The organism is Ensifer sp. ENS07 (assembly GCF_014852185.1).
Taxonomy (GTDB): domain Bacteria; phylum Pseudomonadota; class Alphaproteobacteria; order Rhizobiales; family Rhizobiaceae; genus Ensifer; species Ensifer adhaerens.
Genome location: NZ_JACVBE010000009.1, coordinates 156,738 through 182,926, shown reverse-complemented (window position 1 = coordinate 182,926; position 26,189 = coordinate 156,738). Strand labels below are relative to the sequence as shown.

Annotated in this window: 21 protein-coding genes; 11 read left to right on the top strand and 10 right to left on the bottom strand. The window is 63.1% G+C overall.

Annotated features, from left to right (window positions below):
- Nucleotides 1–221 precede the first annotated feature (221 nt).
- On the top strand, nt 222–1,547 hold the full coding sequence (locus IB277_RS24820) for a dicarboxylate/amino acid:cation symporter (RefSeq protein ID WP_034805703.1): 1,326 nt from the start codon (nt 222–224) through the stop codon (nt 1,545–1,547).
- A gap of 79 nt (nt 1,548–1,626) precedes the next feature.
- Here IB277_RS24820 and IB277_RS24815 read toward each other — a convergent pair whose 3' ends face one another.
- Nucleotides 1,627–2,346, bottom strand: coding sequence for a YafY family protein (locus IB277_RS24815; protein WP_089042836.1), 720 nt, complete (start codon nt 2,344–2,346; stop codon nt 1,627–1,629).
- A 92-nt stretch (nt 2,347–2,438) separates the two neighbouring features.
- Between IB277_RS24815 and IB277_RS24810 the strand changes: the two genes are divergently transcribed.
- On the top strand, nt 2,439–3,050 hold the full coding sequence (locus IB277_RS24810) for a glutathione S-transferase family protein (RefSeq protein WP_034805722.1): 612 nt from the start codon (nt 2,439–2,441) through the stop codon (nt 3,048–3,050).
- A 63-nt stretch (nt 3,051–3,113) separates the two neighbouring features.
- Here IB277_RS24810 and IB277_RS24805 read toward each other — a convergent pair whose 3' ends face one another.
- Entirely contained in the window at nt 3,114–3,614 is a 501-nt protein-coding gene (locus IB277_RS24805; RefSeq protein WP_034805724.1) for a hypothetical protein, read from the bottom strand.
- 68 nt (nt 3,615–3,682) lie between these two features.
- Here IB277_RS24805 and IB277_RS24800 point away from each other — a divergent pair, with 68 nt between their 5' ends.
- Nucleotides 3,683–3,853 (top strand): hypothetical protein, encoded by a 171-nt coding sequence (locus IB277_RS24800; protein WP_159415784.1) that lies wholly within the window; start codon nt 3,683–3,685, stop codon nt 3,851–3,853.
- A 264-nt stretch (nt 3,854–4,117) separates the two neighbouring features.
- Nucleotides 4,118–5,020 (top strand): hypothetical protein, encoded by a 903-nt coding sequence (locus IB277_RS24795; RefSeq protein WP_060581030.1) that lies wholly within the window; start codon nt 4,118–4,120, stop codon nt 5,018–5,020.
- A gap of 141 nt (nt 5,021–5,161) precedes the next feature.
- Here IB277_RS24795 and IB277_RS24790 read toward each other — a convergent pair whose 3' ends face one another.
- The 7 genes from IB277_RS24790 to IB277_RS24760 all read right to left on the bottom strand — a co-directional run bounded on the left by IB277_RS24790 (nt 5,162) and on the right by IB277_RS24760 (nt 15,379).
- Nucleotides 5,162–6,085 (bottom strand): response regulator transcription factor, encoded by a 924-nt coding sequence (locus IB277_RS24790; RefSeq protein ID WP_192371995.1) that lies wholly within the window; start codon nt 6,083–6,085, stop codon nt 5,162–5,164.
- Entirely contained in the window at nt 6,078–9,464 is a 3,387-nt protein-coding gene (locus tag IB277_RS24785) for an ATP-binding protein (protein WP_034805730.1), read from the bottom strand. The genes IB277_RS24790 and IB277_RS24785 overlap by 8 nt, the downstream gene beginning before the upstream one ends.
- A 172-nt stretch (nt 9,465–9,636) precedes the next feature.
- On the bottom strand, nt 9,637–11,040 hold the full coding sequence (locus IB277_RS24780; RefSeq protein ID WP_192357050.1) for a CehA/McbA family metallohydrolase: 1,404 nt from the start codon (nt 11,038–11,040) through the stop codon (nt 9,637–9,639).
- A 7-nt stretch (nt 11,041–11,047) separates the two neighbouring features.
- Nucleotides 11,048–12,151 (bottom strand): ABC transporter ATP-binding protein, encoded by a 1,104-nt coding sequence (locus tag IB277_RS24775; RefSeq protein ID WP_029742803.1) that lies wholly within the window; start codon nt 12,149–12,151, stop codon nt 11,048–11,050.
- A gap of 13 nt (nt 12,152–12,164) precedes the next feature.
- The gene (locus IB277_RS24770; RefSeq protein ID WP_029742802.1) at nt 12,165–12,995 is read right to left on the bottom strand and encodes a carbohydrate ABC transporter permease; all 831 of its coding nucleotides are present in this window, start codon (nt 12,993–12,995) and stop codon (nt 12,165–12,167) included.
- Nucleotides 12,995–13,903, bottom strand: coding sequence for a carbohydrate ABC transporter permease (locus IB277_RS24765; protein ID WP_060601700.1), 909 nt, complete (start codon nt 13,901–13,903; stop codon nt 12,995–12,997). Before IB277_RS24765 ends, IB277_RS24770 begins: the two co-directional genes overlap by 1 nt.
- 114 nt (nt 13,904–14,017) lie before the next feature.
- Nucleotides 14,018–15,379, bottom strand: coding sequence for an extracellular solute-binding protein (locus IB277_RS24760; RefSeq protein WP_029742799.1), 1,362 nt, complete (start codon nt 15,377–15,379; stop codon nt 14,018–14,020).
- A gap of 232 nt (nt 15,380–15,611) precedes the next feature.
- Here IB277_RS24760 and IB277_RS24755 point away from each other — a divergent pair, with 232 nt between their 5' ends.
- Both IB277_RS24755 and IB277_RS24750 read left to right on the top strand, forming a co-directional pair.
- Entirely contained in the window at nt 15,612–16,652 is a 1,041-nt protein-coding gene (locus IB277_RS24755) for a LacI family DNA-binding transcriptional regulator (RefSeq protein ID WP_029742798.1), read from the top strand.
- 11 nt (nt 16,653–16,663) lie between these two features.
- Nucleotides 16,664–18,598 carry a DUF5054 domain-containing protein gene (locus IB277_RS24750; protein WP_060581027.1) on the top strand — a complete coding sequence of 645 codons (1,935 nt, stop codon included), beginning with the start codon at nt 16,664–16,666 and terminating at the stop codon, nt 18,596–18,598.
- Here the strand turns inward: IB277_RS24750 and IB277_RS24745 are convergent.
- The gene (locus IB277_RS24745) at nt 18,585–19,895 is read right to left on the bottom strand and encodes an adenylate/guanylate cyclase domain-containing protein (RefSeq protein ID WP_192371994.1); all 1,311 of its coding nucleotides are present in this window, start codon (nt 19,893–19,895) and stop codon (nt 18,585–18,587) included. The genes IB277_RS24750 and IB277_RS24745 overlap by 14 nt on opposite strands.
- A gap of 326 nt (nt 19,896–20,221) precedes the next feature.
- Here IB277_RS24745 and urtA point away from each other — a divergent pair, with 326 nt between their 5' ends.
- The 5 genes from urtA to urtE all read left to right on the top strand — a co-directional run bounded on the left by urtA (nt 20,222) and on the right by urtE (nt 25,958).
- Complete coding sequence (urtA, locus tag IB277_RS24740) at nt 20,222–21,514, top strand: urea ABC transporter substrate-binding protein (protein ID WP_060522006.1); 1,293 nt, start codon at nt 20,222–20,224, stop codon at nt 21,512–21,514.
- A gap of 170 nt (nt 21,515–21,684) precedes the next feature.
- A complete protein-coding gene (gene urtB, locus IB277_RS24735) occupies nt 21,685–23,301 on the top strand; it encodes an urea ABC transporter permease subunit UrtB (protein ID WP_060581026.1) in 1,617 nt (538 codons plus the stop codon).
- Nucleotides 23,298–24,458: an urea ABC transporter permease subunit UrtC gene (urtC, locus tag IB277_RS24730; RefSeq protein WP_110818784.1), complete on the top strand. Its 1,161-nt coding sequence runs from the start codon at nt 23,298–23,300 to the stop codon at nt 24,456–24,458. The genes urtB and urtC overlap by 4 nt, the downstream gene beginning before the upstream one ends.
- 4 nt (nt 24,459–24,462) lie before the next feature.
- Nucleotides 24,463–25,227 (top strand): urea ABC transporter ATP-binding protein UrtD, encoded by a 765-nt coding sequence (urtD, locus tag IB277_RS24725; RefSeq protein ID WP_060530435.1) that lies wholly within the window; start codon nt 24,463–24,465, stop codon nt 25,225–25,227.
- Nucleotides 25,228–25,262: 35 nt separating this feature from the next.
- Nucleotides 25,263–25,958: an urea ABC transporter ATP-binding subunit UrtE gene (gene urtE / locus IB277_RS24720; RefSeq protein ID WP_029742910.1), complete on the top strand. Its 696-nt coding sequence runs from the start codon at nt 25,263–25,265 to the stop codon at nt 25,956–25,958.
- Nucleotides 25,959–26,189: the final 231 nt, after the last annotated feature.

Below are 26,189 nucleotides of genomic sequence, written 5' to 3'. Positions count from 1 at the left end.
CTCAGTCTTCCAGATGGCTTGTGCGGAAATCCGCTCAACTCTTTGTGCGCACCGAGCCGCCTGCACAAAACATCCTCATCAATTCAAAGGCTTGGTTCCTGCCGCGGCCAACTGGCACGACCGTTGCAAATGACATCCTCATGACAGCCCGCGCTGTCGCGCATCGGAAATTGACCCGGGAGGCCCGGCATGACGCCGGACTGGGTCCAGTGGAGGATCTCATGATTATCGAACAATCCGCGGAACCGCGCGGCAAGACACCTTTCTATCGCCATCTCTATGTCCAGGTTCTGGTGGCGATCGCCGCCGGCATCCTGCTCGGCCATTTCTATCCGTCGCTCGGCACCGAGCTGAAGCCGCTCGGCGACGCCTTCATCCGTCTCGTCAAGATGATCATCGCGCCGGTCATCTTCCTGACAGTCGCGACCGGCATCGCCGGCATGACCGATCTTGCCAAGGTCGGCCGCGTCGCCGGCAAGGCGATGATCTATTTCCTGACCTTCTCGACGCTCGCGCTGATCATCGGCCTGATCGTCGCCAATGTCGTCCAGCCGGGCGCCGGCATGCACATCGATCCGGCCTCGCTCGACGTCAAGGCGGTGACCACCTATGCCGAAAAGGCGCATGAGCAGACGATCACCGGCTTCCTGATGGGCATCATCCCGACGACGCTCGTCGGCGCCTTTGCCGATGGCGACATCCTGCAGGTGTTGTTCATCTCCGTGCTCTTCGGTCTGTCGCTTGCCATGGTCGGCAAGAAGGCAGAGCCCGTCGTCGACTTCCTGCACGCGCTGACGCTGCCGGTCTTCAAGCTCGTCGGCATCCTGATGAAGGCCGCCCCGATCGGCGCCTTTGGCGCGATGGCGTTTACCATCGGCAAATACGGCGTCGGCTCGATCGCCAACCTGGCGATGCTGATCGGCACCTTCTACATCACGTCCTTCCTCTTCGTGTTCGTCGTTCTTGGCGCGGTCGCCCGCTACAATGGCTTCTCGATCGTTGCGCTGATCCGTTACATCAAGGAAGAACTGCTCCTGGTGCTCGGCACGTCCTCGTCGGAAGCCGCTCTTCCGGGTCTGATGAGCAAGATGGAAAAGGCCGGCTGCAAGCGCTCGGTCGTTGGTCTGGTCATCCCGACCGGCTATTCCTTCAACCTCGACGGCACCAACATCTACATGACGCTGGCCGCGCTCTTCATCGCCCAGGCGATGGATATCCCGCTGTCGCTCGGCGATCAGGTGCTGCTGCTTCTCGTCGCGATGTTGAGCTCCAAGGGTGCTGCCGGCATCACCGGCGCCGGTTTCATCACGCTGGCTGCGACGCTTTCGGTCGTCCCGGCGGTGCCGGTCGCCGGCATGGCGCTGATCCTCGGCATCGACCGCTTCATGTCGGAATGCCGCGCGCTCACCAACTTCGTCGGCAATGCGGTCGCCACGATCGTCGTTGCGAAGTGGGAAGGCGAACTGGATGAAGCGCAGATGGCCGCGGTCCTTGGCGGCCGTGCGCCGGAGGCGCTGCCGCAGCCGGCCTTGCAGCCGGCGGAATAAGTTTGCCTCCCAAGGCATGACTGCAAAAAAAGCAGTCCGAACGCGGTCCGTGGCAACACGGGCCGCGTCGTCGTTTTAGCTATTGGCCGCTCAACGTCATCTTCGACGTTTCAGGCGCACCGGCGTTCAGGTAGGCCACGAAGTCCCGGAGCATCGGAACTCGGCGCGGGCGGAAGCTTTCCTCCGTCATCGTGACATCGACGATGCGATCGACGCGGAACTTGCGGTAGTCCTGGCGCAGGCAGCACCAGGCGAGCAACACCAGCATCCGCTCGAGATACACGATCGCCAACGGCAGGATCTTCCGGTCTGTCCGCTGCTGGTCCGCGTCGACATAGGCGATCACCACTGCACGTTCCTGCCAGCAGGCTTCGCGCAGAAGGCTGACATCGGTGACAGGCGGGTTGCGGCGCTCGAAGCGATAGACCTGTGAAGCGGCATGCAATGCCTGACGCTGCAGCCTGTCGGGCAGTGTCGCCGTTATCTTCGAAAGCACGGCGCCCGCTGCGGCCGCGAGATCCGGCTCGCCCATGTGCTGCACCTCGGCAAGGCCGAGCACCAGCGCCTCGATCTCCAGGCGGGTAAAGGTTTGCGGCGGCAAGGCGATATCCTCCGTCAGCCGGTAGCCGAAGCCGCGCTCGCCATCGATGACGGCGCCGGCGGCGCGCAGGCTGTCGATGTCCCGATAGAGCGAGCGCAACGACACGCCGGTTTCCTCGGCAAGGCGGGCCGCCGTTACCGGGGAGGGGAGTGTGCGCAGCGCCTGGAGCAGGCAGAACAGACGATCACTACGGGCCATGGATGAAAGATAGACGAACCCTACTGACGAAAACTGGCAGTTGGCCGACTGTATAAGATCCGCATCGCCAAACGCAACCGAGGATCCAGACTATGCTGACACTCTTTCACGCCCCGCGCTCGCGCTCGTCGCGCATCATCACCCTGCTTCGCGAACTCGATGCTCTCGACAAGGTGGAAGTCGAGATCGTCGACATCACTCGCGGTGACGGCAGCGGTCGAAAGGATCCGGCGAACCCGCACCCGGAGGGTAAGGTGCCGCTGCTCGTTCATGACGGTGTGGTGCTCTGGGAAACCATTGCGATCATCCAATACCTGACCGACCTCTTCCCGGAAAAGAGGATGGCGCCGCATGTTGGCGATCCGCAGCGTGGCCGTTATCTCAGCTGGCTTGCCTGGTATGCCGGTGTGGTCGAGCCGGTGCTGATCGCGCAAGCCGCGGGGGTTTCGCACCCCTATTTCGACGCCACCTTCCGCGGCCCGACAGAGATGGCGGCACGCCTGGAAAACGCGTTGAAGGACAGTCCCTATCTGATGGGCGAGCACTACTCGGCGGCCGACCTGCTCTTGCATTCGCCCTTCGCCTGGTATCCCGCGGCAACACCGGATAGCGCCGTCATCAAGGACTGGGTCGAGCGCTGTGGCGCGCGGCCGTCGCTACAATGGACCGCGGATTTCGATGCCCGGGTGGCAGCGGTAGCCTGACGGCGCCGGCAACGCGCCAACTCCGCCCCGGTTCCGGTCCGAAGGGGGCATGGTGGCCCAAGGCTATTTTCGCTTGAGATTGATCTCGCTCGTGACGATCCGCTTGCCGGAAGCGGGATCGACGTCGATCGTCTTCAACTGCATCCCGTTGGTGCCGACCTTGCGTAAGGTCAGGTCGGCACTGCGGTCGCCATTGACTTCCTTCGCCCATCGAATGGTGAGGTTGATCGCATCGCCGCGTCGTGTGCCGTTGAGCCCGGCGCGGCCGCCGCGGGGCCCGAGATAGGAGCCGCTATAGGTGGACCCGGTAAAGCGCAGCTTCGCGTCAATGGATCGCGAGATCAGCAGCATGCCGCGGCAGACGCCCTCCATCGATAGAGCGGCGTCGCTCGCCTTGGAACTGAAGTTGCAGGAAATGTTCATCGGCGACATGTGAGCACGGATGCGCACCGTTCCGGTGCCTGCCCAGTTGCCGCCAAGGGTCTTCAAGAACGCGCCCTCGTCTGCCCGTGAGGCACTCGTGGACGGCAAGATGAGTGCGGCCATCAGGAGCCATCGCCACATGCCTTGCACCTCCCATTTGCGTGGATGCTGCAACACCCCGTTGCCGCACATGAGCGTCAACGCAACATGTGGCGGCGAAGTTCCTCATTGGCTTCTTTATCTGGCCGGATCTTACGATCGATCAACAATCGGGCACGCATCCGGGCAGCCATCAAAATGTGATCCCTGGCGCTGTTTTATCAGATTTGCCTGCACGTGCGCTGCTGTTTTCAATTCCCCGTATTAACGTTGATCTCTGAAACAGCGTCTCGTCGTCCCCATCCGTAAAAACGGGTAAAGACTTCGTTACCTTGTAAGTATAGACCTCGATCTGCGCTGTCTGTCCGATTTAGCTATTGGCCACCGGGGCGGGAGGGGGACTGGTTTATGTTCGGTGTTACGCGCTTTTTGCCTTTTTCAACCGATCCGGGTGCCCGGGTCCGCCTAAAGGCACCCGCCAGCCACCGGTTCATTTCACGCGGTCGCAAGCAACGAACAGCGGTTACGCTGTCTGGAGACTGCCCGTGACGGCGCGATCCGAATGTGTCCGATCTCCGGACGGCGAAACGCCGTTCACGCCTGAGCGGTTCGTCGGCGATCCGCTCTTTGGGGAGGCGTTGCGTCAGGCGGCCCTTCATATGGTTGCGATCCATGACGCCGCTCCGCGCATCGTGCGCTACACCGCCAGCCTGAGAAAATGGCTGCTCACCCAGGCCATCCTGACGCTGCATTTCGAGCGTCTGACCGACCCATCCCGCCCGGAGCTGACGGCGGCAAGGCTGATCGACTTTATCGCCGGCAACAACGTAGCCAGCAAGAACACGGCAGCGGCGCACCTGGCCGAGATGCGCAACTATCGACTGCTTCTCGATGCGGAACAGGGCGGCGACAAGCGGATCAGGCCCCTGATCCTTTCCGATGTCGCCGAGGGCCTGATCCGGCAGTGGTTCGAGGGGCACCTTTCGTCGCTCGACAGGCTCGACGAGGGAACAAGGCTGGCGCAGTCGCAAACCGAGCCGACCTTGATGCATCATGCGCTCCCGCGTGCGATGCGGCGGCTCATCGCGGATCGCGCCTGGTGCGACCCACCCGAAAGCATCGCCGCTTTCGTCTCGACGGAGTCGGGCAGCAACATCCTGCACGACCTGGTGGCGCGGCTGCCGACGGGCGTCCTGCCCGATCAGCGGATTTGGATCGGGCCCCTGAAGCCAGGTGAGATCTCCAGCCGCTACATCATCTCGCGCACCCATGCGCAAAGGGTTTTCGCGCGTGCCGGTGATCTCGGCGTTCTCGGCTGGGAGAGTTCCGGCAGCCGCGGTCCGCTCTGGATTTCGCGTGACCTGGTCGACGATTACCGCCATTGGCAAGCGGTCAAGTTTGCCGCACTCGATGAAGCCTTCGCCTGGGCAGCGTTGCAGGCAAGGTGAACGGCGGGCGCGGCCTGAGCGCGTGCAGATTGCTGCTTGCGACGCGTGCCGGTCGGCTGTCGCTTTCAGCAGGTGCTGACCCGCCCATGACGCTGGACGTGCGGCAGCAAGAAGCGGGACGGAAATCGGACCGCAGCCTGCCTACAGACTGTGCAGAACCTGCGTCGCCTTCACCGCGGCAGACGCCCGGTTCTCGACGCCGAGCTTCACATAGATCTGCTCCAGATGCTTGGTGACCGTGCGCGCGCTCAAGCCGAGGATCTCGCCGATGTCGCGGTTCGCCTTGCCCTTGGCGATCCACAGCAGCACCTCCGATTCCCTTGGGGTCAATGCGAAGTGCTGGCGCAACACCGCATCGTCGGAGCGGCGGTTTTCGGCGGTGAGGCGGAAGAGATGTTCATTCGGGCCGATCGAGCCGAGGAAGGATATCTGCAGGGACGACTGCTCGGGCTGGTCGAGCGTGAAGGTGCCGTCGTCGGGCGCTCCGGTGCGCAGGCGGTTTGCCATCCAGCTCGCGATGCGCCGGGTGACGATCGCCATGCCATCGTCGCGGCCGGTTGCGGCGTTGACGAGACGCGTCGCCTGCGGCGTCGACCAGCAGACGCTTCCGTCGCTGCGCACCGCGAGCAGATGGCGGCCGGCCGCGTCAAGTGCGACCCGTGCGCTCTGGGCCGAACGCGCGTTCGAGAGATGGACGCGAATGCGCGCCCTCAGCTCATCGATGTTGATCGGCTTGGTCAGATAGTCGACGCCGCCGGCCTCGAGCGCACGCACCACATGTTCGGTCTCGGTCAGCCCGGTCATGAACAGCACCGGCGTCTGGCCGACGGCGGCGTTGCCCTTGAGGCGTCGGCAGGTCTCGAAGCCATCGATCCCGGGCATGACGGCATCGAGCAGAATGACGTCGGGCGTGATGCGCTCGGCGATCGAAAGGGCGGCGCTGCCGGAGGTCGCGATCAGCACGGAAAAGCCGGATTGCTCCAGCGCTTCCGTCAAGAAACCAAGCGCCTCCGGGGAATCGTCGACGAGAAGCACGATGTCGCGGCGGTCGTTGGCCTCAGCCATGGGCGTCGTCTCCGTTGGCTGCGTTGTTCTTGAGGAAAGCGTCGTAGCCCGAGAGGTCGAAGGCCTGCACATAGGCGCGGGCGGCCTCAGCGAAGGGCTGGTGCTCGGGCTGCAGGGCAATCTCCGTCAGTTTGGCTTCGATGCCCCTGACATAGCCGATCTCTCCAAGGCGGATCAGCTCTTCCACGTGATAGGCGTCGGGGCGCGTCAACGGTTCGGCCGCCGGCGACGGGTGTGCTTGCTTCTCCTCTCCCTCGTGAACCCAAGTGAGGCCAAGGTGCACGGCGAGCTTGTCGGCGAGTTGCCCGACGGGGAAGGGCTTGGCGAGCGTGTCGTTGTGGCCGCGGAATGCTCCGGTCGCCGAGCCATCGCCGATATTGGCCGAAAGCATGATGATCGGCGCGATCTGCCCGCCCTGGCGCAGCCGCTCGACAAGCTCCCAGCCGCTCATGCCCGGCATCGAGATATCGATCAGGAAGAGGTCGGCGCCGAGGTCTTGAAGCAGCGCCAGACAATCGGCTCCGGACGCGGCCGTCAGCACCGTGAAGTCCATCGGCACGAGGATCTCGCGCATGAGGTCGCGATGGTCGGCATTGTCGTCGACGATGACGATGGTGCGGCGCGGGCCGAGATAGGAGGTGATACGGCGCGGGGCTGCGGGAGGTAGCGGACGATCTACCGCCGACAGCATCAGCCGGACGCGGAAGGTGGTGCCTTGCCCAGGCGTGCTGGTGACTGCGATTTCGCCGCCGAGCGTCTGCGTCAGGAGCCGCGTGATCGTCAGGCCGAGGCCGAGGCCCGGCATACTACCGAGATGTTCGGCCTCGCCGCGCTGGAACGGATCGAAGATGCGCGGCAAATCCTTGTCGGCAATGCCGCGGCCGCTGTCGGCAATCGTGAAGGTCGCCACCTGGCTGCGATAGGCGACATCCAGGCGGATGCCGCCACGCTCGGTGAACTTCAATGCGTTGGATAGGAGATTGACGAGGATCTGCCGCAGGCGCTTTTCGTCGGTCTTCACATGGCGTGGCAGGCCGCTAGCGCGCTCGTGCTCGAAGCTGATGCCCTTGGCCAATGCCTGCGGCCGAAACATTTCGACGATCTGGTCGAGGAAATCGTGAATGTTGATCTCATTGGAATAGACCTGCAGCTTGCCGGCCTCGATCTTCGAGATATCCAAGAGGCCGTCAATCAGGCCGGAAAGATGGTCGGCGCTGCGCTTGATCACCTTGATCGCGCCCTGACGCGCCGGGGGGATCGTCTCGTCGCGCTCCAGAACCTGGGCGTAGCCGAGCACGGCGTTGAGAGGCGTGCGAAGCTCATGGCTGAGGCCGACGACATAGCGGCTCTTGGCGCGGTTGGCTGCTTCCGCTGTTTCCTTTGCCTGCTGGAGTGCGGCGTCGGTCTTCTTGTGGGCGGCGATTTCCTTCAGAAGCAGGGTGTTCTGGCGCGAGGATTCTTCTTCGGCGACGACGCGGCTGTCATGGGCGAGCACGTAAAACCAGGAGACGATACCAGCGAGCACGGCAAAGACGAAGAAGACGACGGCGACCGTGCGCTCGACGACCGCAGCGATCTCGGGAGATGTGCCGGCGGTCTGGTGGGCGATCATCGCGAGGATGAGGCCGATGCCGGCGATCGACAGCACCGCAGAGATCGCGTAGCGGCCGAGCCGCGTCGCGAGCTTTTCCGTGACGGTGCGTGGAAGCAACGTGGTCGCGACGGTCGCGACCTGGGCGTTGAAGCGGGCCTTCGGCTTGCACATGTCGTGGCAGCGGCTGTCGAGCGAGCAGCAGAGCGAGCAGATCGGCGCTGCATAGGCGGGGCACCAGGCCATGTCCTCCGGCTCGAACGGATGCTCGCAGATCGAGCAGGTGATGTCCATCCGGTTGGCCCAGCTCCTGCGCGGCTTGCGCGCGAGATAGAACTTGCCGTCGGTGCCCCAGGCAATCAGCGGCGAGGCGATGAAGGCGACGACCAGCGCGATGTATGGCGCGAGCGAGGCGGCAATCTCGCCGAAGGCACCGAAATGCGCTGTCAGCGCCACGGTCGCCGAGATCGCCATCGCGCCGAGACCCACAGGGTTGATGTCGTAGAGATGGGCGCGCTTGAACTCGATGCCGGGAGGCGACAGGCCGAGCGGCTTGTTGACGAAAAGATCGGCCGAAATCGTGCAAAGCCAGGCCATGGCGATAATCGAGAAGACGCCGAGTGTTTCCTCAAGCAGCCGGTAGATGCCGAGCTCCATCAAAAGGAGCGCGATGGCGACGTTGAAGACCAGCCAGACGACCCGGCCCGGATGGCTGTGGGTGAGCCGCGAGAAGAAGTTCGACCAGGCGAGCGACCCGGCATAGGCGTTCATGACGTTGATCTTCAACTGCGACACGACGACGAAGGCGACCATCAGGAGAAGTGCTGCCGTATCGGAGGGGATCATGTAGCCGAAGGCGGTGTAGTACATCTGCGCCGGATCGGCGGCTTTGGTCGAAGGCACACCGGCAGAAAGCGCCAGCACCACCAGGAACGAGCCGGCGAGCAGTTTGGGCGCGCCGACGATCACCCAGCCGGAACCGGCGAGAAAGACGGCGATGCGGTGGTGCAGCTTGCGCTGTCCGTCCGGCGGCAGGAAGCGCAGGAAGTCGACCTGTTCGCCGATCTGCGCCATCAGCGCGAAGATGACGGCAGAGGCCGCACCGAATTCGACGAGGTCAAAAGGCGCGAAGGTACCCGGAGGACCCGAGGCGTGATGCATGCCCGCATAGGCGAGCCAGGCGCCGACCTTCTCCCAATCGGCAAAGGCGATGAAGACGAAGGGCAGGACGTTGAGCACGATCCAGAACGGCTGCGTGATCAACTGGAACTTGCTGATCAGCCGCACGCCATGGGTGACGAGCGGGATCACGACGACGGCGCTCAGGATGTAGCCGATCCAGAGCGGTATGCCGAGCGCCAGTTCGAGTGCGCCCGACATGATCGAGGCCTCGATCGCAAAGAGGATGAAGGTGAAGCTGGCATAAATCAGCGAGGTCACCGTCGAGCCGATATAGCCGAAGCTGGCGCCGCGGGTGAGCAGATCGATGTCGACACCGTGGCGGATCGCATAGCGGCTGATCGGCAGGCCCACGGTCAGGATCATCAGGCTGGCGACGACGATCGCAACGATCGCATTGGTGGTGCCATAGGACATGGTGATGGCGCCACCGATCGCTTCCAGCGCCAGAAAGGAGATCGCGCCGATGGCGGTCTGGGAAATGCGTTCGGAAGAGAAGCGCCGGGCGCTCTTGGCGGTGAAGCGCAGCGCATAGTCTTCAAGCGTCTGGTTGGCGACCCAACGATTGTATTCCCGCCGGACGGGAATGATGCGCTGGCGTGCCGCCATGGGGGTCCTAACGTGCTGTCGCGGTAGTCTCTGCCTTTTTTCTTAGCACGGAAATTTTCTGCTTAAAATTGCTGCAATCGTAAAATGTGTCGGTAAAGCGGAAAATATGAGCGTGCCGAAATCGGATGCCCCATACTTTGAGAATGAGATCAGTTGCGGAGTGCAGCGGCCGTCAGTTGGGCCGGCAATAGATCGGATTGCTGATGGCCCGGCGGATCGTCTGTTTCGAGAGATCGTCCTCCGAGAGCGCCCAGGGCAAATTTTTGCCGTGGAGGGCCTCCCGGAATGTCTCGACGATCGCGCTCCGGTTGGCGGCCGCGGCGATTTCGGTCCGCAGGAACCGATCGGGCGAACCGGCATAGTGGGCGGTCCAGTCGTCAGCTTCGATGGTCTCTTCACCGACGATGCCGGAAGCGTCTAGCCACAGCAGCCGGTCGCCCTTGGCGCCGCGAGCCAAGGCCTCTGCGGTCACTGGGCCAACCACGGTCGATCCCATCGGTTGGCCGTTGGCGATCAGTTCGAGATGCGGGCCGGTGGGGCTTTCCGTCACGTAGCCGTGGCCCGATCTCATCGTGGCGAGCACGGCGTCTTCGGAGAGTTCATTGAGCCAGAGCACCGTCGTCGGGCGGGCGAGCACCAGCGGTCCCTCCGGCAATAGCCGCGCCGGTTGGTGGAAGTCGCTGCCGCCGATGGCGGAGATCTTCAGGCCCGAGGCGAGGCGCTGCTGGTAGCGCTCGAGCGACACCCAGTTCCAGGCGAGCCAATGGGATTGCCAGACCTCCATGCAGTCGATCTCAGGCAGTTCGTAGTCCCAGGGGATGGTCGGCTTGTCGTGGTTGACCGAGAGCAGGCCGCCGCGCTCATGCACCATGCTCGCGAGCGTGCGGGCATGCTCCGGCTTCGTCATGCGAAAATCGACCCAATCGTCGACGCCGAAGACATTGGCGTGGCCGACGGCGGTGGTGATTTCCATGGCGCGGATGAAGATGAGGTCGGCGGAGGAATGCGGATGGAAGTAGCGCCGCTGGGTGATGGTGTTGTGGTCGGCGACCGCAAGAAAATCGAGACCCGCCTGTTTGGCGGCGGCGTGCAGCAGTTCGGGCGAGCCAGCCGCATCCGAGTGGAAGGTGTGGCAGTGCAGATCGCCGCGATACCATCCGGACTGTTTGCGCACGGGGAACGTTCTTTCCGGCTGCGGCACGATGGAGCGCGGGCTTCTGTCGAAATCGACCGTCACGCTGACCTCGGCGCCTTCTTCGGGGATCTTGTAGAGGCCGAGCATCACCTTCCACTGGCCGGGCGGCATCTCGCCGTGAATGTAGCCGGGCGTGGCGTCGTCGGTAGCGATGAAGAAACGGTCACGCGCGCCACCGCTCCAGCCGCGAAAACCCTGGCCGGTCGGATACTCGGTCGCCCGCGGATCAAGCGCGCCGAGATCGATGATGCATGCCTCTGACTTCGGATAGCTGAGCGTCGCGTCGATGCGCGTTACACCTTCGGGCACCTCGAAGGGCAGATAGAAATAGGGATCGGCCGCCTGATGCTTACGGGTGATGCGCACGGCAAATTCCTGCATGGCGGCCTCAGCGTTCGTCTGCCGCGGGAATGCGGGCGCTGCTGTCATCGAAGAGGGTGATGTGCCTGGCGTCGAAGGCGAGATGGACTGAGGTTCCGACCTTGATCTCGTCGTCGGTGAAGATGCGCGCGGTGACGCGACCGTTGTCGCCGCGCTCCAACGTGACGAGGCTCTCCGGCCCCATGTTCTCGTTGGCGAAGAGTTCGCCGGAAACCACGTTCAGGTCGCCTGCGGCCGCGATACGCAAATGTTCGGGGCGGACACCGAGTGTCATCCTGGCTGATTTCGCCGCCTTGGCGATGGCGTCGGTGAGCGCGATCGGTGCGAGCTTCAGGCCATCGGCGCGCAGGTGCAGGGCGCCATCGCCGATGGATGCTTCGACGGGGACGAGGTTCATCGGCGGATTGCCGACGAAGTTGGCGACGAAGGTCGTTGCGGGCCGGCGGTAAATCTCGATCGGCGGCGCGAACTGCACGATCCGGCCCTTGTCCATGACGGCGATGCGGGTTGCGAGCGCCATGGCTTCGGCCTGGTCGTGCGTGACATAGACGGCGGTCATGCCCATGTCGCGCTGCAGGTGGTTGAGGAAGCCGCGCGCTTCGAGCCGCAGCTTGGCATCGAGGTTCGAAAGCGGTTCGTCGAAAAGATAGACCTCGCTCGGATAGACGAGCGCACGTGCCAGCGACGTGCGCTGCTGCTGGCCGCCGGAGATCTGGCTCGGCAGCCGCTTCATCAGGTCGCCGATCTTGAGGACGTCGGCCACTTCCTTGGCGCGGGCGTGGCGCTTGGTCTCCTGCTCGCCGCGCACCTTCAAGGGATAGGCGATGTTGTCGGCGATGTTCATGTGCGGGTAGAGCGCATAGTCCTGAAAGACCATGGAGATGCCGCGGTCCTTCGGATGCAGGTAGGTGACGTCGCGGCCGCCGATCATCACCCGGCCAGAGGTTGGCGTTTCGAGACCTGCGATCATGCGCAGGCTCGTCGTCTTGCCGCAGCCCGACGGGCCGAGCAGGCAGATGAACTCGCCGTCGGCGATCTGGAAGCTGATGTCGGGCACGGCGACGAAGGCGCCGAAGGTCTTGGAGATGTTCTGGAATTCGACAGAGGCCATGACGGGTTTCCGATTACGACTTGATGCCACCAAAGAACCGGAAACCGAATTTCCAATTCACGAAGAGATAGAGGGCGATGACCGGCAGCGAATAGATCAGCGAATAGGCGGCCAGCAGCGTGACGATCGGCGTGCCGGCTTCCGAGTAGAAGGAGTAGATGGCGACGGATGCCGGCATCAGCTTGTCGCTGCGCAACAGGATGAAGGGGATGAGGAAGCTGCCCCAGATGTTGACGAAGGCCCAGACGACAACCACGACGATGCCCGGCCGGATGACCGGCAGCGCCACATCGAAGAACGCCTGGAGCGGAGAGGCGCCGGCGACCATCGCGCTCTCCTCATAGGAGCGCGGGATGGCGTCGATGAAATCGCGAAGAATGAACATCGCTGTCGGCAACAGCCCGCCGGCAAAGACGAGAATGACGGCAAGATGGGTGTCGATCAGGCCTGCCGCGGAGATGATGAGGAAAATCGGCACCATCGCCGCCGAGCCTGAAACGACCGACGAGAAGAGCAGCAGGATATAGGTGACGGCGCCCTTGCCCGGGATCGGTGAGCGCGAGAGGGCATAGGCCGCAAGCGTCGCCGCCGCGCCGACCAGCACCACGCCGCCCGCCGCCTGGATGAGACTGTTCAGCAGCGCCTGCATCGCGAAGGTGTTCTGGAAGACGGTGGCAAAATTCGAAAGCGTGAAGGGCGAGGGGATGGCAAGGCCGAGTTCGGCACGGGCATTGAAGGGTGCAAAGATGAACCAGACGAGCGGCAGTGCGAAGATCGTTCCGAGGAAGGTGGCGGCGGCGGCAAAGATCGCGCGCCGCACGAAGATGTTCTGAGTCTTCTGCATCATTCCGCCTCCACCGGCTTCTTGTGGGCAAGGCGAAGATAGATGAGCGCGAAGGCGAGATTGATCAGCATGATGACCACGCCGACGGCAGCGCCCTTGCCGAACTCGAAGTCCTTGAACGCGATGCGGTAGGTGTAGATCGACAGGATCTCGGTGCGATAGGACGGCCCGCCATGGGTGAGCAGGAACGGCGTGAAGACGTTGAAGGTCCACATGGTGATGAGGATCAGATCGGTGACGACATGGCCGCGGATCAGCGGCAGCGCGATGTCGCGCAGCTTCTGCCACGAGGTGGCGCCCGCGACATCAGCTGCCTGGAAATAACTCGGCGGGATCGACTGGAAGGCCGAGTTGAACAGCATCATCGAGAAGGCGGCGCCCCGCCAGGTGTTGAAGAACACGATCACCCAGAACGGTTGCTGCAGCAGCCAGTCGCCCGGCGGCAGACCGAGGCCGCGCAGGATCATGTTGAGCGTGCCGTTGTCGTAATCGAGGAACGCGAACCAGGCAAAGCCGATCACCACCTCCGGCAAGATCCAGGCGGCGATGACCGCGGTCTGCAGGAAGGATTTGAGCGTCGGCGTGACCGTCTGGCTGAGCCAGGCGAGCAGCAGCCCGAGCAACGCCTGGCCGATCAGCGCCGAGAGCAGCACGAACTGGATCGTCAGGATCAGCGAAAACCCGAACTGGCCGCGGGTAAAGAAGGTCGCCGGATTGAAGAGCGCGAAATAGTTCTGCAGGCCGACGAAATCGGGGTCGACGGCCGTGCGACCGAGCAGTGTGCGGTTGGTGAAGGAAACGAAAATCACCCAGAAGAAGGGAACGATGACGAAGACCCCGACGAGGGCCGTGGCCGGTGCCAGAAAAAGCGCGCCGGCGCGCGTCGAAAGCAGGGAGAATTTCTTCATGCGCGTTTCATGCCCATATCCTGATCGGGAGCCCGGCCACGGATGGCAGCCGGGCGCTCTGTCGTTGGATCGAAGCGGGAGGGGGCCTCGTTGCGGCCACATCCCGCATTGGCTTTAGAGCGTGCTGACGGTGTTTTCTTCACCGACGATGGCGATGACGGCCGCCTTGTACTGGGCCATCGCGTCCTCAGGCGAGAGCTCGCCGGAAACGACGCTTTCGGTCATGCGCTGGATCTCGGTCGAGACCTTGTTGTAATTGGCGTCGTTCGGACGGGCCGTGGTGATCGGCAGCAGCGTCGTTGCCGTTTCCGTCAGGAACGGCGAGTTCGGGATCGCCACGTCGTCGCGGATGCGGATGGCGGGCTGGATTTCCTGGAACGCGTCGAGCTGCTCCTTGCTGTTCATGAACGAGAGCAGCGCCCAGGATTCGGCAGGCGCGTCCGTATGCGGATTGATGACGAAGCCGGTGCCGCCGGACATCGTGACGAAATCCTGGCCGCGTAAGCCCTTTCCGGGTGCTGCGGCGGGCATCTTCTTCCAGGTCATGGTGTTGTCGCGATCGGCGACGGCGAATTCGGCGCCGGGCGCTGTGACCGAGCGATAGAACCAGTCGCCCTCGACGAGCATCGCCGTCTTGCCATCGCGGAAATTGGCGAAGGTGCGGTTGCGGCCGTCGGCAAGCAGCTGCGCGCGCTGGTCGCCGAGCTTGTCGTCGACATAGATGGTCTTATAGAGCTTCAGCGTGTCGAGGATGCCTTGGCTCGAAACGATATATTTGCCGCTGTCGTCGGTGACCTGTTCGCCGGTGCCGAGCAGCGCCATCCAGTAGCCCTGCATCGTGGTCGCCTCGCCCATGGAGACGCCGGCGTTGAGCTGCAACGGGAAGCTGTCGGGGGCGGCCGCCTTGATCTTGCGGGCGGCGTCGAGCAACTCATCCCAGGACTTCGGCTGCCAGCTGTCGGCATCGAGCCCAGCCGATTTGAAGAGGTCCTTGCGCACGAAGATCATGCGGGCGTCGGTGCCGAGCGCGATGCCATAGGGCTTGCCCTGGTAGCTCATCAGCGCCTTGGTGCCGTCGGAGATATGCTGCCAGCCCTCCCACTTCGGAACGTCTGGGCCGGCCACTTCCTCGAGCGACTTCAGGAGATTGCCCTGGACGAAGCTCGGGATCAGGAAGCCGTCGAAGCCGGAGACATCAGGGCCGGCGCCGGTGGAGAAATCGAGCGCGAGCTGCTGCGTCAGCTGCTCGTCCTCGCCGCCGAACTGGGTGAGCTTGACGGTGACGTCCTTGCCTTCGGCCTTCATCTTCTCGGTAAAGGCCGGAATGACCTTCTTTTCGATCCACTCGGCCATGCCGCTGTTTACGCCGCCGATGATGCAGCGGCAGGTGATGTTGAGTTCGGTGGCGCTCACTGGTGCTGCAAAGGCGATGGCCGCGGCTGCGCCGAGCAATAGGGAATGAAACCTGGTACGCATGTTTTCTCCTCCCGGTCGATCCACTCAAGGACCTATGTGTCTGGCTGCGACAGTCCGTCCCTCCTCCAGGTCCGGCGTCTCGACGACGGTCAAGAATGAACACGCTTTCATCTTTGTCAACATGGGTCATGTGTTCCGTTGGTAAAAATCGGCGGAATACCTATTCCGCTTGACGAAATCGTCGCGTTGCTCTCTTTTGTGAATGAACACGTTTTCATTTTGTGACGGATAGATGAACGAGCGCGCCGACAAGAAAGCTGCCCGAGCCACCGCAGACCAGGTGGCGCGCGAGGCCAATGTTTCCCGTGTGGCGGTCTCGCGGGCCTTCAATCCGAATGCGTCCCTGAAGCCGGAAAAGCGCGACCGCATCCTGCAGGTGGCGCGGGAGCTGAACTACACGCCCGACATGGCGGCACGCTCGCTGGTGACCGGTCGCTCGCATCTCGTCGGCATGATCGTGCCCGACGTTTGCAGCCCCTGGGAGAGCCAGGAGATCGACGCGTTGACGACGGCGCTGCAGGCGGAGGGCTTCGCGACGCTGCTCTTCAAGGCCAAGGCTGATTTCAGCATGGATCCGCGCCTGCTCACCTACATGCGCGGCTTCAATCCGGATTCCGTGATCGCCTTTACCGAGAACATCCTGCCCGATGTGCTCTGCGGCTTTCTCGACCGCGCGGTGCCGATCTACGTGATCTACGACGACGTGAAGCAGTTTGCAGGCGCCGCATCCGGTACGCTCTATGACCGCCTGCTCGTCCGGCAGAAAAACGGCATCGAGCAGGCGGTGGCCCTGCTTCAGGGCTATGGCGCGCGCCGCATCGCCTATCTCGGCGGCAAGGCGCAGTCGCTCGCCAATGCCGAGCGCGAGCGCACACTGAAGGAGACGCTCGCGGAGCGCGGCATGGATGCGCCGATCGTGCTTGCCGGCGATTACACCTACGACACCGCCTACCAGGCGACGCTCGATCTGTTCCGCATCGGCGAAGGTGCCGATGCGATCTTTGCGGCCAATGACGTCGGCGCCTTCGGCGCGATCGACGCGCTGCGCCACGAGCTCGGGCTTTCCGTGCCTGAGGACGTCAAGGTCGTCGGTTTCGACGACATCCCGCAGGCGCACTGGAAGAGCTACAACCTCACCACCGTGCGCATCGACCTCGAAGAGCGCGTGCGTGCGCTCGTCCGCCTCATCCTGATGCGGCTTCGTGCGCCCGATGCCGAGCCGTTTACCGAGACACTCAACACCCGCCTGATCGTGCGGGGCACCGTCGGCTGAAGGTAGCGAACATGACCGAAAAACGCATCCACGTCGTCTTCAAGACCCATCTCGACATCGGCTTTACCGATCACGCCGAGAAGATCCGAAAGCAGTATCACGAGCGCTTCATCCCGCAGGCGATCGAGACCGGCGCGCACTTCTACAACGAGAACCCGCACGAGCCGCTGTTCGTCTGGACGACGGGCGCCTGGCTGATCTGGGATCACCTGAATTCTCGCTCGAAGGAAGAGGTCGCCCGCCTTGAGCAGGCGATCGAGCGCGGCCTGATCCGCTGGCACGCGCTGCCCTTCACCACCCATACGGAGCTGATGTCGCCGGATCTTTTCAAGGCGGGGCTTTCCTATGCGCAGGAGCTGGACCATCGCTTCGGTCTGAAGACGATCGCCGCCAAGATGACCGATGTGCCCGGCCATACGCTCGGCATGGTGCCGCTGCTGGCCGAAGCCGGCGTGCGCTTCCTGCATATCGGCGTGAACTCCGCTTCGCCGCCGCCGGAAATCCCGGATATTTTTCGCTGGCGAGCGGCGGGCGGCGAGGAAATCGTCGTCATGTACCAGCGCTCCTATGGCGAGACCTATTTCCCCGAGGGTCTCTCCGACGGCTTGAGCTTCGCCCATACCAGCGACAACATCGGCCCGCAGAGCGTGTCGCAGACGGCCGAAGCCTATCGCGAGATCCTGAAACACGAGCCAGGTGCCGCCGTGCGCGCGGCGACACTGGAGGACTACGGCAAGCTTATTTGGGAGGCGCGCGAGCGTTTCCCGGTGGTGGAAAAGGAACTCGGCGACAGCTGGATCCACGGCAGCGGCACCGATCCGGAAAAGATCGCCCGCTATCTGGCGCTGCAGCGGCTTTACGACCAATTTGCCGGCGAGCGGATGACCACAAGCCGCCAGGCCTTCGGCCGCAAGCTGGCGCTGGTCGCCGAACACACCTGCGGCGTCGACATCAAATCCTTCCTGCGCGACGAGAAGGCCTGGGCACGCCCCGCCTTCGAGGCGGCGCGAAAGACTGATCCTCGCTTCCACTATACCGAAGCGTCCTGGGCGGAGCAGCGGGCCTATCTCGACCAGGCGGTTGCAGAGCTGGACGGCGAGGATGCGGTCCGCGCCGAGGCGGCCCTTGCCGAGATTGCCGTTCCATCACGGCCCGAGGCGACCGAGGCTGCTACGCGGCTCGATGTCGGCGGCTGGATCATCGAGCTTGATCCGGTAACCGGCGACGTTTCCGCGCTGACTGCGCCCGACGGTCGGACGGTCCGTGGCGCCAACGGTTCGCTGATCGCCTATCGCTACGAAAGCTATGACGCCGGCGACGTTCGCCGCCACATGGATACGTACCTTACCCATTGGATGGATTGGGCGGTGCTCGACCACGACAAGCCCGGGCTTGCGAAGGTTGCGGAAGCGCGCTCGCAGGCCTACGCGCCCAAGCTCTACGGCACGACCGCAACATCCGTCCTTGCAGTCATGCCGGCAGAAGCGGTGGAGCAATTGGGCGCGCCTGCCGAAATCGCCATCGAATTTTCCGCCGGCAAGGACGGGCTCGATGTCCGGCTGTCCCTCTATGGCAAGAACGCCAACCGTATGCCGGAAGCGAGTTTTCTGTCGTTCACGCCCGAGGGACGTTCCGCCTGGGATGTGTGCAAGATGGGGCACTGGCACGCCACCGACAATTTCGCCCGCGCGGGCGGTGCACAGCTGCAGGCGGTCACGGCGGTGAGGGGGCGCTCGGAACCGGGCGTCGAGCTGATGGTCGAAAACCTCGACACGCCGCTGGTGGCGCCGCAGTCCTGGCCGTTCATGGCCTTCTGCAAGGACCTGCCTGACTATTCCGCCGGTGTCCGCTTCAACATCCACAACAACAAATGGGGCACCAACTTCCCCATGTGGTGGGGCGGTGATTTCACCACGCGCTTCAAGCTTAGCTTCAGCGGTCGGTGATCGTCAGCGGCTGCGGAGCGACGGAAGGCTCGTCCTCGTTCGGGTGGGCTGTGCCGGTCTCCCGGTGAAGACACCAGATGTCGACCGGAAGGCGACGACCTGGCAGCACGACCGCCTCGTGCGATATCCATGCGGCTTCAGGTGCTGGAGCTTGAAGCCGGCACATCAACGAGGCGGAGACGACAAGCGGCACCTGCAGCGTCTTGGTCATGGATTCCAGGCGCTGGGCCACGTTGACGGCGTCGCCGATGACGGTGAACTCGCTGTGGCAGCCGCTGTCGAGAACGCCGCCGACGACCGTGCCATAGTGCAGGCCGATGCCGGCATCGAGGGCCGGGTGGTTGTTGCGCGCGTTGTGGTTCTTCCAATCCGTGAGGATGTCGACGAGATCGAGCGCGCAGGCAAGTGCCCTGTCGGCGTCGTCTTCCTTCGGTCTCGGCTGGCCGAAGACCGCCATCACCCCATCGCCGATGAACTTGTCGACGGTGCCGCCGTGTTCGAAGATCGTCTGCGAGACGAGTTGGCGATATTCGGCGAGCACGAAGGCGAGCTCAGGCGCCGGTGCCGCCTCGGCAAAACGGGTGAAATCACGCAGGTCCACGAACATGATCGCGGCGCTGCGTCGCTCCAGCCCGAGCACATCGCCTTTCTCCTGCAGGGCGGAAACGACTAGCGGCGAGAAGAAGCGCGAGAGATTTTGTCGCCGCTGGTCGGCCTTCAAGGCTTCCTTGCGCGTCCGGTCGTGGTCGCGCGCAAGAAGATAGATGGCAAAGGCGGTGAAGCCGAAGCTCACGGTCAGGCCGAGATCCTGATTGAAGAATGCCCCGAGCAGCGAAAGCGGTCCGGAGGCATCATGCCTTGCAGCCGTCATCGCCAGCATCGTCACCCAGGCTATGAGCACGATGGCGGAAAAGAGGAGGACCAGGCGTCGCTCCAGCTTGAGTCCGACATGGACGAGCAGGATGAAGGCGACGACGAGGCTGGTCGTCGTCAGATTGTGGTTCGCTGTCACCGGGCCGGCCAGAATATGGGCGTAGAGCAGCAGCGCGACCAAGAGCGCATCGAGAACGACGAAGAGGGTCGTCAGCCAGGAGCGGCCGGGCAGATAGCGCGCCGTTGCCACCGACGCCACGCTGATGGCGAGATAGCTGACGACAACGACCGCGTGCATGCGTTCCGCGCCCGCGTTGCCGCCGAGCAGCAGACTTGCCAGCAGGATTGCGAAAGCAACGAAGCGCAGGGTGAGCGAACGCTTCTCCCGGGCCGTATCCCAATGCGGATGAAGTGAGGACGTCATGTCTTTCGGCATTCCCCCTGCGTCGACGGCCGGCGATAGCCGCTCTGCTACCAGTCGATTCGCGTCGAATATGTGGCGTGGCCGCAAGCCCGCTGACCTGCGGCCAGATTAGGTTCTAGGGCTTCCAACGATGGGAAGGTCAAGAAAGATACCATCGCTGCGCTGCAGCCGCCCGCGACCAGGTTATCAATCGCGTTCCTCTTTGCCCCCGGCGCCTACGTAGAATGACGTATGTGCAGTGCAGCGTGGCTGTCCGATGATCCCCTTAAGCAGCGGCCAGAAGCACCGAAAGGCCAGTTGCTCCAGAACGAGAGGGGTTCCATCAGATGACTATCAAGACAAGCGTGACCGGCGCATTCCTAGCCGCCATCCTGTCGACGACGGCTTTCAGCGGCGCTTTCGCCGCTGACGACACGATCAAGGTCGGCATCCTGCATTCGCTTTCCGGCACCATGGCGATCTCCGAGACGACGCTGAAGGACGCCATGCTGATGCTGATCGACGAGCAGAACAAGAAGGGCGGCCTGCTCGGCAAGAAGCTCGAGGCCGTCGTCGTCGATCCCGCGTCCGACTGGCCGCTCTTTGCTGAAAAGGCGCGCGAACTGGTTTCGGTCGACAAAGTCTCGGCGGTCTTCGGCTGCTGGACCTCGGTATCGCGCAAGTCGGTTCTGCCGGTGTTCGAGGAGTTGAACTCGATCCTTTTCTATCCCGTCCAGTATGAGGGCGAGGAAAGCCAGCGCAACGTCTTCTACACCGGGGCGGCGCCGAACCAGCAGGCGATCCCGGCCGTCGACTATCTGATGGAAAACGAGAGCGTCGAGCGTTGGGTGCTCGCGGGCACCGACTATGTCTATCCGCGCACGACCAACAAGATCCTCGAAGCTTATCTGATCTCCAAGGGCGTGAAGCCCGAGGACATCATGATCAACTACACGCCCTTCGGTCATTCCGATTGGCAGACCATCGTTTCTGACATCAAGAAGTTCGGCTCGGCCGGCAAGAAGACCGCCGTGGTCTCGACCATCAATGGCGACGCCAACGTGCCGTTCTACAAGGAACTGGCGAACCAGGGCGTCAAGGCGGAGGATATTCCGGTCGTCGCCTTCTCGGTCGGCGAAGAGGAACTCGCCGGGCTCGATACCACGCCGCTCGTGGGGCATCTGGCGGCCTGGAACTATTTCCAGTCGGTCGACACACCCGCCAATGCCGAGTTCATCAAGACCTGGAAGGCCTATACCAAGAACGACAAGCGCGTGACCAACGATCCGATGGAAGCGCATTACATCGGCTTCAACATGTGGCTGAAGGCGGTCGAAAAGGCCGGCACGACCGATACGGACGCCGTTCTCGACGCGATGATCGGCGTCTCCGTCCCCAATCTTTCGGGCGGCTACTCGACGATGATGCCGAACCACCACATTACCAAGCCGGTGCTGATCGGCGAGATCCAGGGCGACGGCCAGTTCGAGACCGTCTGGGAAACACCCGGCCTCGTCGTCGGCGACGAATGGTCCGATTATCTGCCGGACTCCAAGGACCTGATCTCCGATTGGCGCGCGCCGATGTCCTGCGGCAACTTCAACGTCGCCACCGGCAAGTGCGGCGGCAAGGGTTCCTGATTTCATCACCTAGTCATAGACCGGGCGGCTTGCCGCCCGGACAGTGATTGCATGACGAAAACTTGAGGCAAGCATGCCCTTCGTTCGGCGGCGCGCACGAGCGAAGGGAGCTTGCTTGGGCTATGACGGGTTTGTGCATGCGCCGCATGACCGACCCGGATGAGGGGGCCATGTACCGAATTCTGCAGATCCTGTTCGTTGCGCTGTGTCTGGTGATATCGGCCCATGTGGTCGGTTCTCGCGCAGCCGAAGACCTCGGCCCGCTGATCGATCAGCTGGGCAGCGCTAAGCTTTCCGAAATGGACGACCACATAACGGCGCTGGCCAAGACCGGCGACGCGAAGGTCATTCCGGTGCTTGAGGCGCTGGGCGAGGGGGAACTTTATCAGCGCAAGTCCGACGGCAGGGTCTTTCTGGTCAAGGCGCAGGGCGCAGACCTGCTGCTCGTCGATCCCGTGACCGGGGCTGACGCCGGAGCGGCACCGAAGGCGGCGATGCAGAAGGTCAAGGTCAACAATGCGGTGCGTCGCGCGGTTCGCAGCGCGCTCGGAGGTCTCACGCTCTTCAGCGACGATACCAGTGCGCGCATAAAGGCGGCGCAATCCATGCTGCAGACGCCGAATGCCGATGCGCTCGAGGCGATCGAAACGGCGATCGCGGCCGAGAAAGACGGGACCGTGCGCAAGGTTCTCGATGAGGCCCGCGCGGTGACGCTGCTCGTCTCGGATCGCCCGGACGATCAGAAGCGTCAGGCGATCGCGCTGCTTGCCGAAGGTAACGGGCGAAACGGCCTTGCCGTTCTGACCTCCGCTCTGGCCACAGCCGATGCTTCCCTTAAACCCGATATCGAGGCGGCGATCGCCCGGATCGAGCAGACCCAGGCCTTCTGGAGCGCCGGCCAGAACATTTGGTACGGCCTGTCGCTCGGCTCGGTCCTCTTGCTGGCGGCGATCGGCCTTGCCATCACCTTCGGCGTCATGGGCATCATCAACATGGCCCATGGCGAGATGGTCATGCTCGGCGCCTACACGACCTTCCTGGTGCAGGAGGTGGTGCGCAATTCCTATCCTGACCTCTTCGACTGGTCGCTGGCGATCGCGCTGCCGCTCGCCTTTCTCGTGACCGGCGCGGTTGGCCTTGCAATCGAGCGCGGCGTCATCCGCTTTCTCTACGGGCGACCGCTCGAAACGCTGCTTGCCACCTGGGGCATCTCGCTGATCCTGCAGCAGGCGGTGCGCTCGATCTTCGGGCCGACCAATCGAGAGGTCGGCAATCCCTCGTGGATGTCCGGCGCCTTCGAGCTTGGCGGGCTGACCATCACCTGGAACCGCCTGTGGATCATCGTTTTCGCGCTGGCGGTATTTGCGGCGCTGCTGTTCCTGCTCAAGAGGACGTCGATGGGCCTTAAGATGCGGGCCGTAACCCAGAACCGGCGCATGGCGTCGTCGATGGGCATCCGCACCCCCTGGGTGGACGCGCTCACCTTCGCGCTCGGCTCCGGCATCGCCGGCATGGCGGGCGTGGCGCTCTCGCAGATCGACAACGTCTCGCCCAATCTCGGCCAGGGCTACATCATCGACAGCTTCATGGTCGTCGTCTTCGGCGGCGTCGGCAATCTCTGGGGGACGCTCGTCGGCGCCTTCTCGCTCGGCATCCTCAACAAGTTCCTGGAACCCTATGCCGGCGCGGTGCTCGGCAAGATCCTCGTGCTGGTGCTGATCATCCTCTTCATCCAGAAGAAACCGCGCGGCCTCTTCGCGCTCAAGGGAAGGGCGGTGGAAGCATGATCACGTCATTTCTGATGCGGTCGTTCGACCGCAGCATTCTGATCGCCGTTGCGATTCTTGTCGGCCTCGCCATGCTTGTCCCGGCGCTCAACCTTTTGACCGCGCCCGATCATCCACTCCACGTGCCGACCTATCTTGTGTCGCTGTTCGGCAAGTACCTGACCTATGCGCTGCTGGCGCTGGCGCTCGATCTCGTCTGGGGTTTCTGCGGTATCCTTTCTCTCGGGCATGCGGCTTTCTTCGCGCTCGGCGGTTACGCCATGGGCATGTACCTGATGCGCCAGATCGGGGCGCGCGGCTCCTACGGCAACCCGCTGCTGCCGGATTTCATGGTGTTCCTCAACTGGAAGGAGCTGCCGTGGTTCTGGCATGGCTTCGACATGTTCTGGTTTGCCGCGCTCATGGTGGTCCTTGTCCCGGGGCTGCTCGCCTTCGTCTTCGGCTGGTTCGCCTTCCGCTCGCGGGTCAACGGCGTCTATCTCTCGATCATCACTCAGGCGATGACCTACGCACTGCTGCTTGCGTTCTTCCGCAACGACATGGGCTTCGGCGGCAACAACGGCCTCACCGACTTCAAGGACATCCTCGGCTTCAACATCCAGGCTAACGGCACGCGCGCCGCCTTGTTCGCTGCCTCGGCGCTGATGCTGGCGCTCTGCCTGATCCTGACGTCGGCGATCGTGCGTTCCAAGTACGGCAAGGTGCTCGTGGCAGTCCGCGACGCGGAAAGCCGGACGCGCTTCCTCGGCTACCGCGTCGAGCACATCAAGCTCTTTGCCTTCACCCTATCGGCGATGATGGCCGGCCTTGCCGGCGCGCTCTATGTGCCCCAGGTCGGCATCATCAATCCCGGCGAGTTCGAGCCCGGCAATTCGATCGAAGTGGTGATCTGGACGGCGGTCGGCGGGCGCGGCACGCTGATTGGCCCGATCGTCGGCGCCATTCTCGTCAATGGCGGCAAGAGCATCTTCACCGCAGCGTTCCCGGAATTCTGGCTCTTTGCGCTTGGCGGCCTCTTCGTGCTCGTCACCCTGTTCCTGCCGAAGGGCGTCGTCGGAACGGCTGGCGCGTACTTCGCCCGCCGGCGTGCGGAGCGTCAGACGCGGGCGGCTGAAACACCGGACAATCTGGCCGTTGAACCCATGGCGGCGGAGTAACGACATGAACCAGACAATCGGGCAGACCAAGCCGACCAGCCTTCTCTATCTCGACGGCGTCTCCGTCTCCTTCGACGGCTTCAAGGCGTTGAATGCGCTCTCCTTCGTCATCGAACCCGGCGAGCTACGAGCGATCATCGGCCCGAACGGCGCCGGCAAGACGACGATGATGGACATCATCACCGGCAAGACGCGGCCGGACGAGGGGCAGGTGTTCTTCAAGGGCGAGATCGACCTGTCGAAAAAGGACGAGGCGGAGATCGCTTCGCTCGGCATTGGCCGCAAATTCCAGAAGCCGACGGTGTTTGAAAGCCACACGGTCTGGGACAATCTCGAGCTGGCGCTCAACCGCAAGCGCGGCGTGTTTCCGACACTCTTTTACCGACTGACGGCAGCGGACAAGGCTCGGATCGAGGAGATCCTTGCGACCATCCGCATGTCGTCGCGCAGCAGCGATCTCGCCGCCAACCTTTCGCACGGGCAGAAGCAATGGCTGGAGATCGGCATGCTGCTTGCCCAGGAGCCGGAACTGCTGCTGGTCGACGAACCGGTCGCCGGCATGACCGACGCGGAAACTGCCGAGACAGCCATCCTGCTAAAGGAGATCGCCAAGACCCGATCGGTCGTGGTTGTCGAGCACGACATGGGCTTCATCCGTGAACTCGGCGTCAAGGTCACCTGCCTTGCCGAAGGGGCGGTGCTGGCGGAAGGCTCGATCGACTTTGTCAGCAGCGATCCGAAGGTGATCGAGAACTACCTTGGCCGGTGATGACCCACACCGAAAATCCAAAAGGAGGGCGCGCCATGCTCAGCGTCGAAAACGTCAATCTTCACTACGGCGCCGCGCAGGCGCTGCGAAACGTGTCGATCACGGCCGAGATGGGCAAGATCACCTGCGTGCTCGGGCGCAATGGCGTCGGCAAGTCGAGCCTGCTTCGGGCGATCACCGGTCAGCATCCGGTCAGCGCCGGCGCGATCGACTTCAACGGCGCAGCACTCGCCGGCATGGCGCCCTATCGGCGGGCAAAAGAAGGCATCGGCTACGTCCCCCAGGGGCGTGAAATCTTCCCGCTGCTGACGGTCAAGGAGAACCTGGAGACCGGCTATGCGCCCCTGAAGCGCGGCGACCGCTCGATACCCGAGGATGTCTTCAACCTCTTTCCGGTGTTGCGCTCGATGCTTGGTCGCCGTGGCGGCGACCTCTCCGGCGGGCAGCAGCAGCAACTGGCTATCGGCCGGGCGCTGGTGACGCGACCGAAGATCCTTGTGCTCGACGAGCCAACAGAGGGCATCCAGCCCTCGATCATCAAGGATATCGGCCGGGCTATCCGCTATCTCAGGGATTCGACCGGCATGGCGATCCTCTTGGTCGAGCAGTATCTCGATTTCTGCCGCGAACTCGCCGACCACGTCTACATCCTCGATCGGGGCGCTGTGGTCCACGAGGGCGCAGCCGAAACGCTGGACACATCAGAGGCGCGCCGCCATCTGACGGTGTGATCGCATCCTGAACAGTTACACCTGCGGTGCTCCGGCGTCGGGTTTCGCGGCGTCCGAGGCAAGCGACTGCTGGCTCTTGAGGCAAAGCCACCTTCTCAAGGGAGCGGAAATTCTCCCCCTGCCATAAAAGCGCCTTCTAAAATCACTAAATCTATGCAGTAACTGACGTATTTTATTGAGAATGGTGCAGTTTGGGTGTAGGACATCCTAAGCGAAAGAGTGCGGCCGTCA

Coding starts and splice junctions, on each gene's coding strand:
- IB277_RS24820 (WP_034805703.1), top strand. CDS start 222: ATGATTATCGAACAATCCGCGGAACCGCGCGGCAAGACACCTTTCTAT.
- IB277_RS24815 (WP_089042836.1), bottom strand. CDS start 2,346: ATGGCCCGTAGTGATCGTCTGTTCTGCCTGCTCCAGGCGCTGCGCACA.
- IB277_RS24810 (WP_034805722.1), top strand. CDS start 2,439: ATGCTGACACTCTTTCACGCCCCGCGCTCGCGCTCGTCGCGCATCATC.
- IB277_RS24805 (WP_034805724.1), bottom strand. CDS start 3,614: ATGTGGCGATGGCTCCTGATGGCCGCACTCATCTTGCCGTCCACGAGT.
- IB277_RS24790 (WP_192371995.1), bottom strand. CDS start 6,085: ATGGCTGAGGCCAACGACCGCCGCGACATCGTGCTTCTCGTCGACGAT.
- IB277_RS24785 (WP_034805730.1), bottom strand. CDS start 9,464: ATGGCGGCACGCCAGCGCATCATTCCCGTCCGGCGGGAATACAATCGT.
- IB277_RS24780 (WP_192357050.1), bottom strand. CDS start 11,040: ATGCAGGAATTTGCCGTGCGCATCACCCGTAAGCATCAGGCGGCCGAT.
- IB277_RS24775 (WP_029742803.1), bottom strand. CDS start 12,151: ATGGCCTCTGTCGAATTCCAGAACATCTCCAAGACCTTCGGCGCCTTC.
- IB277_RS24770 (WP_029742802.1), bottom strand. CDS start 12,995: ATGCAGAAGACTCAGAACATCTTCGTGCGGCGCGCGATCTTTGCCGCC.
- IB277_RS24765 (WP_060601700.1), bottom strand. CDS start 13,903: ATGAAGAAATTCTCCCTGCTTTCGACGCGCGCCGGCGCGCTTTTTCTG.
- IB277_RS24760 (WP_029742799.1), bottom strand. CDS start 15,379: ATGCGTACCAGGTTTCATTCCCTATTGCTCGGCGCAGCCGCGGCCATC.
- IB277_RS24755 (WP_029742798.1), top strand. CDS start 15,612: ATGAACGAGCGCGCCGACAAGAAAGCTGCCCGAGCCACCGCAGACCAG.
- IB277_RS24750 (WP_060581027.1), top strand. CDS start 16,664: ATGACCGAAAAACGCATCCACGTCGTCTTCAAGACCCATCTCGACATC.
- IB277_RS24745 (WP_192371994.1), bottom strand. CDS start 19,895: ATGACGTCCTCACTTCATCCGCATTGGGATACGGCCCGGGAGAAGCGT.
- urtA (WP_060522006.1), top strand. CDS start 20,222: ATGACTATCAAGACAAGCGTGACCGGCGCATTCCTAGCCGCCATCCTG.
- urtB (WP_060581026.1), top strand. CDS start 21,685: ATGTACCGAATTCTGCAGATCCTGTTCGTTGCGCTGTGTCTGGTGATA.
- urtC (WP_110818784.1), top strand. CDS start 23,298: ATGATCACGTCATTTCTGATGCGGTCGTTCGACCGCAGCATTCTGATC.
- urtD (WP_060530435.1), top strand. CDS start 24,463: ATGAACCAGACAATCGGGCAGACCAAGCCGACCAGCCTTCTCTATCTC.
- urtE (WP_029742910.1), top strand. CDS start 25,263: ATGCTCAGCGTCGAAAACGTCAATCTTCACTACGGCGCCGCGCAGGCG.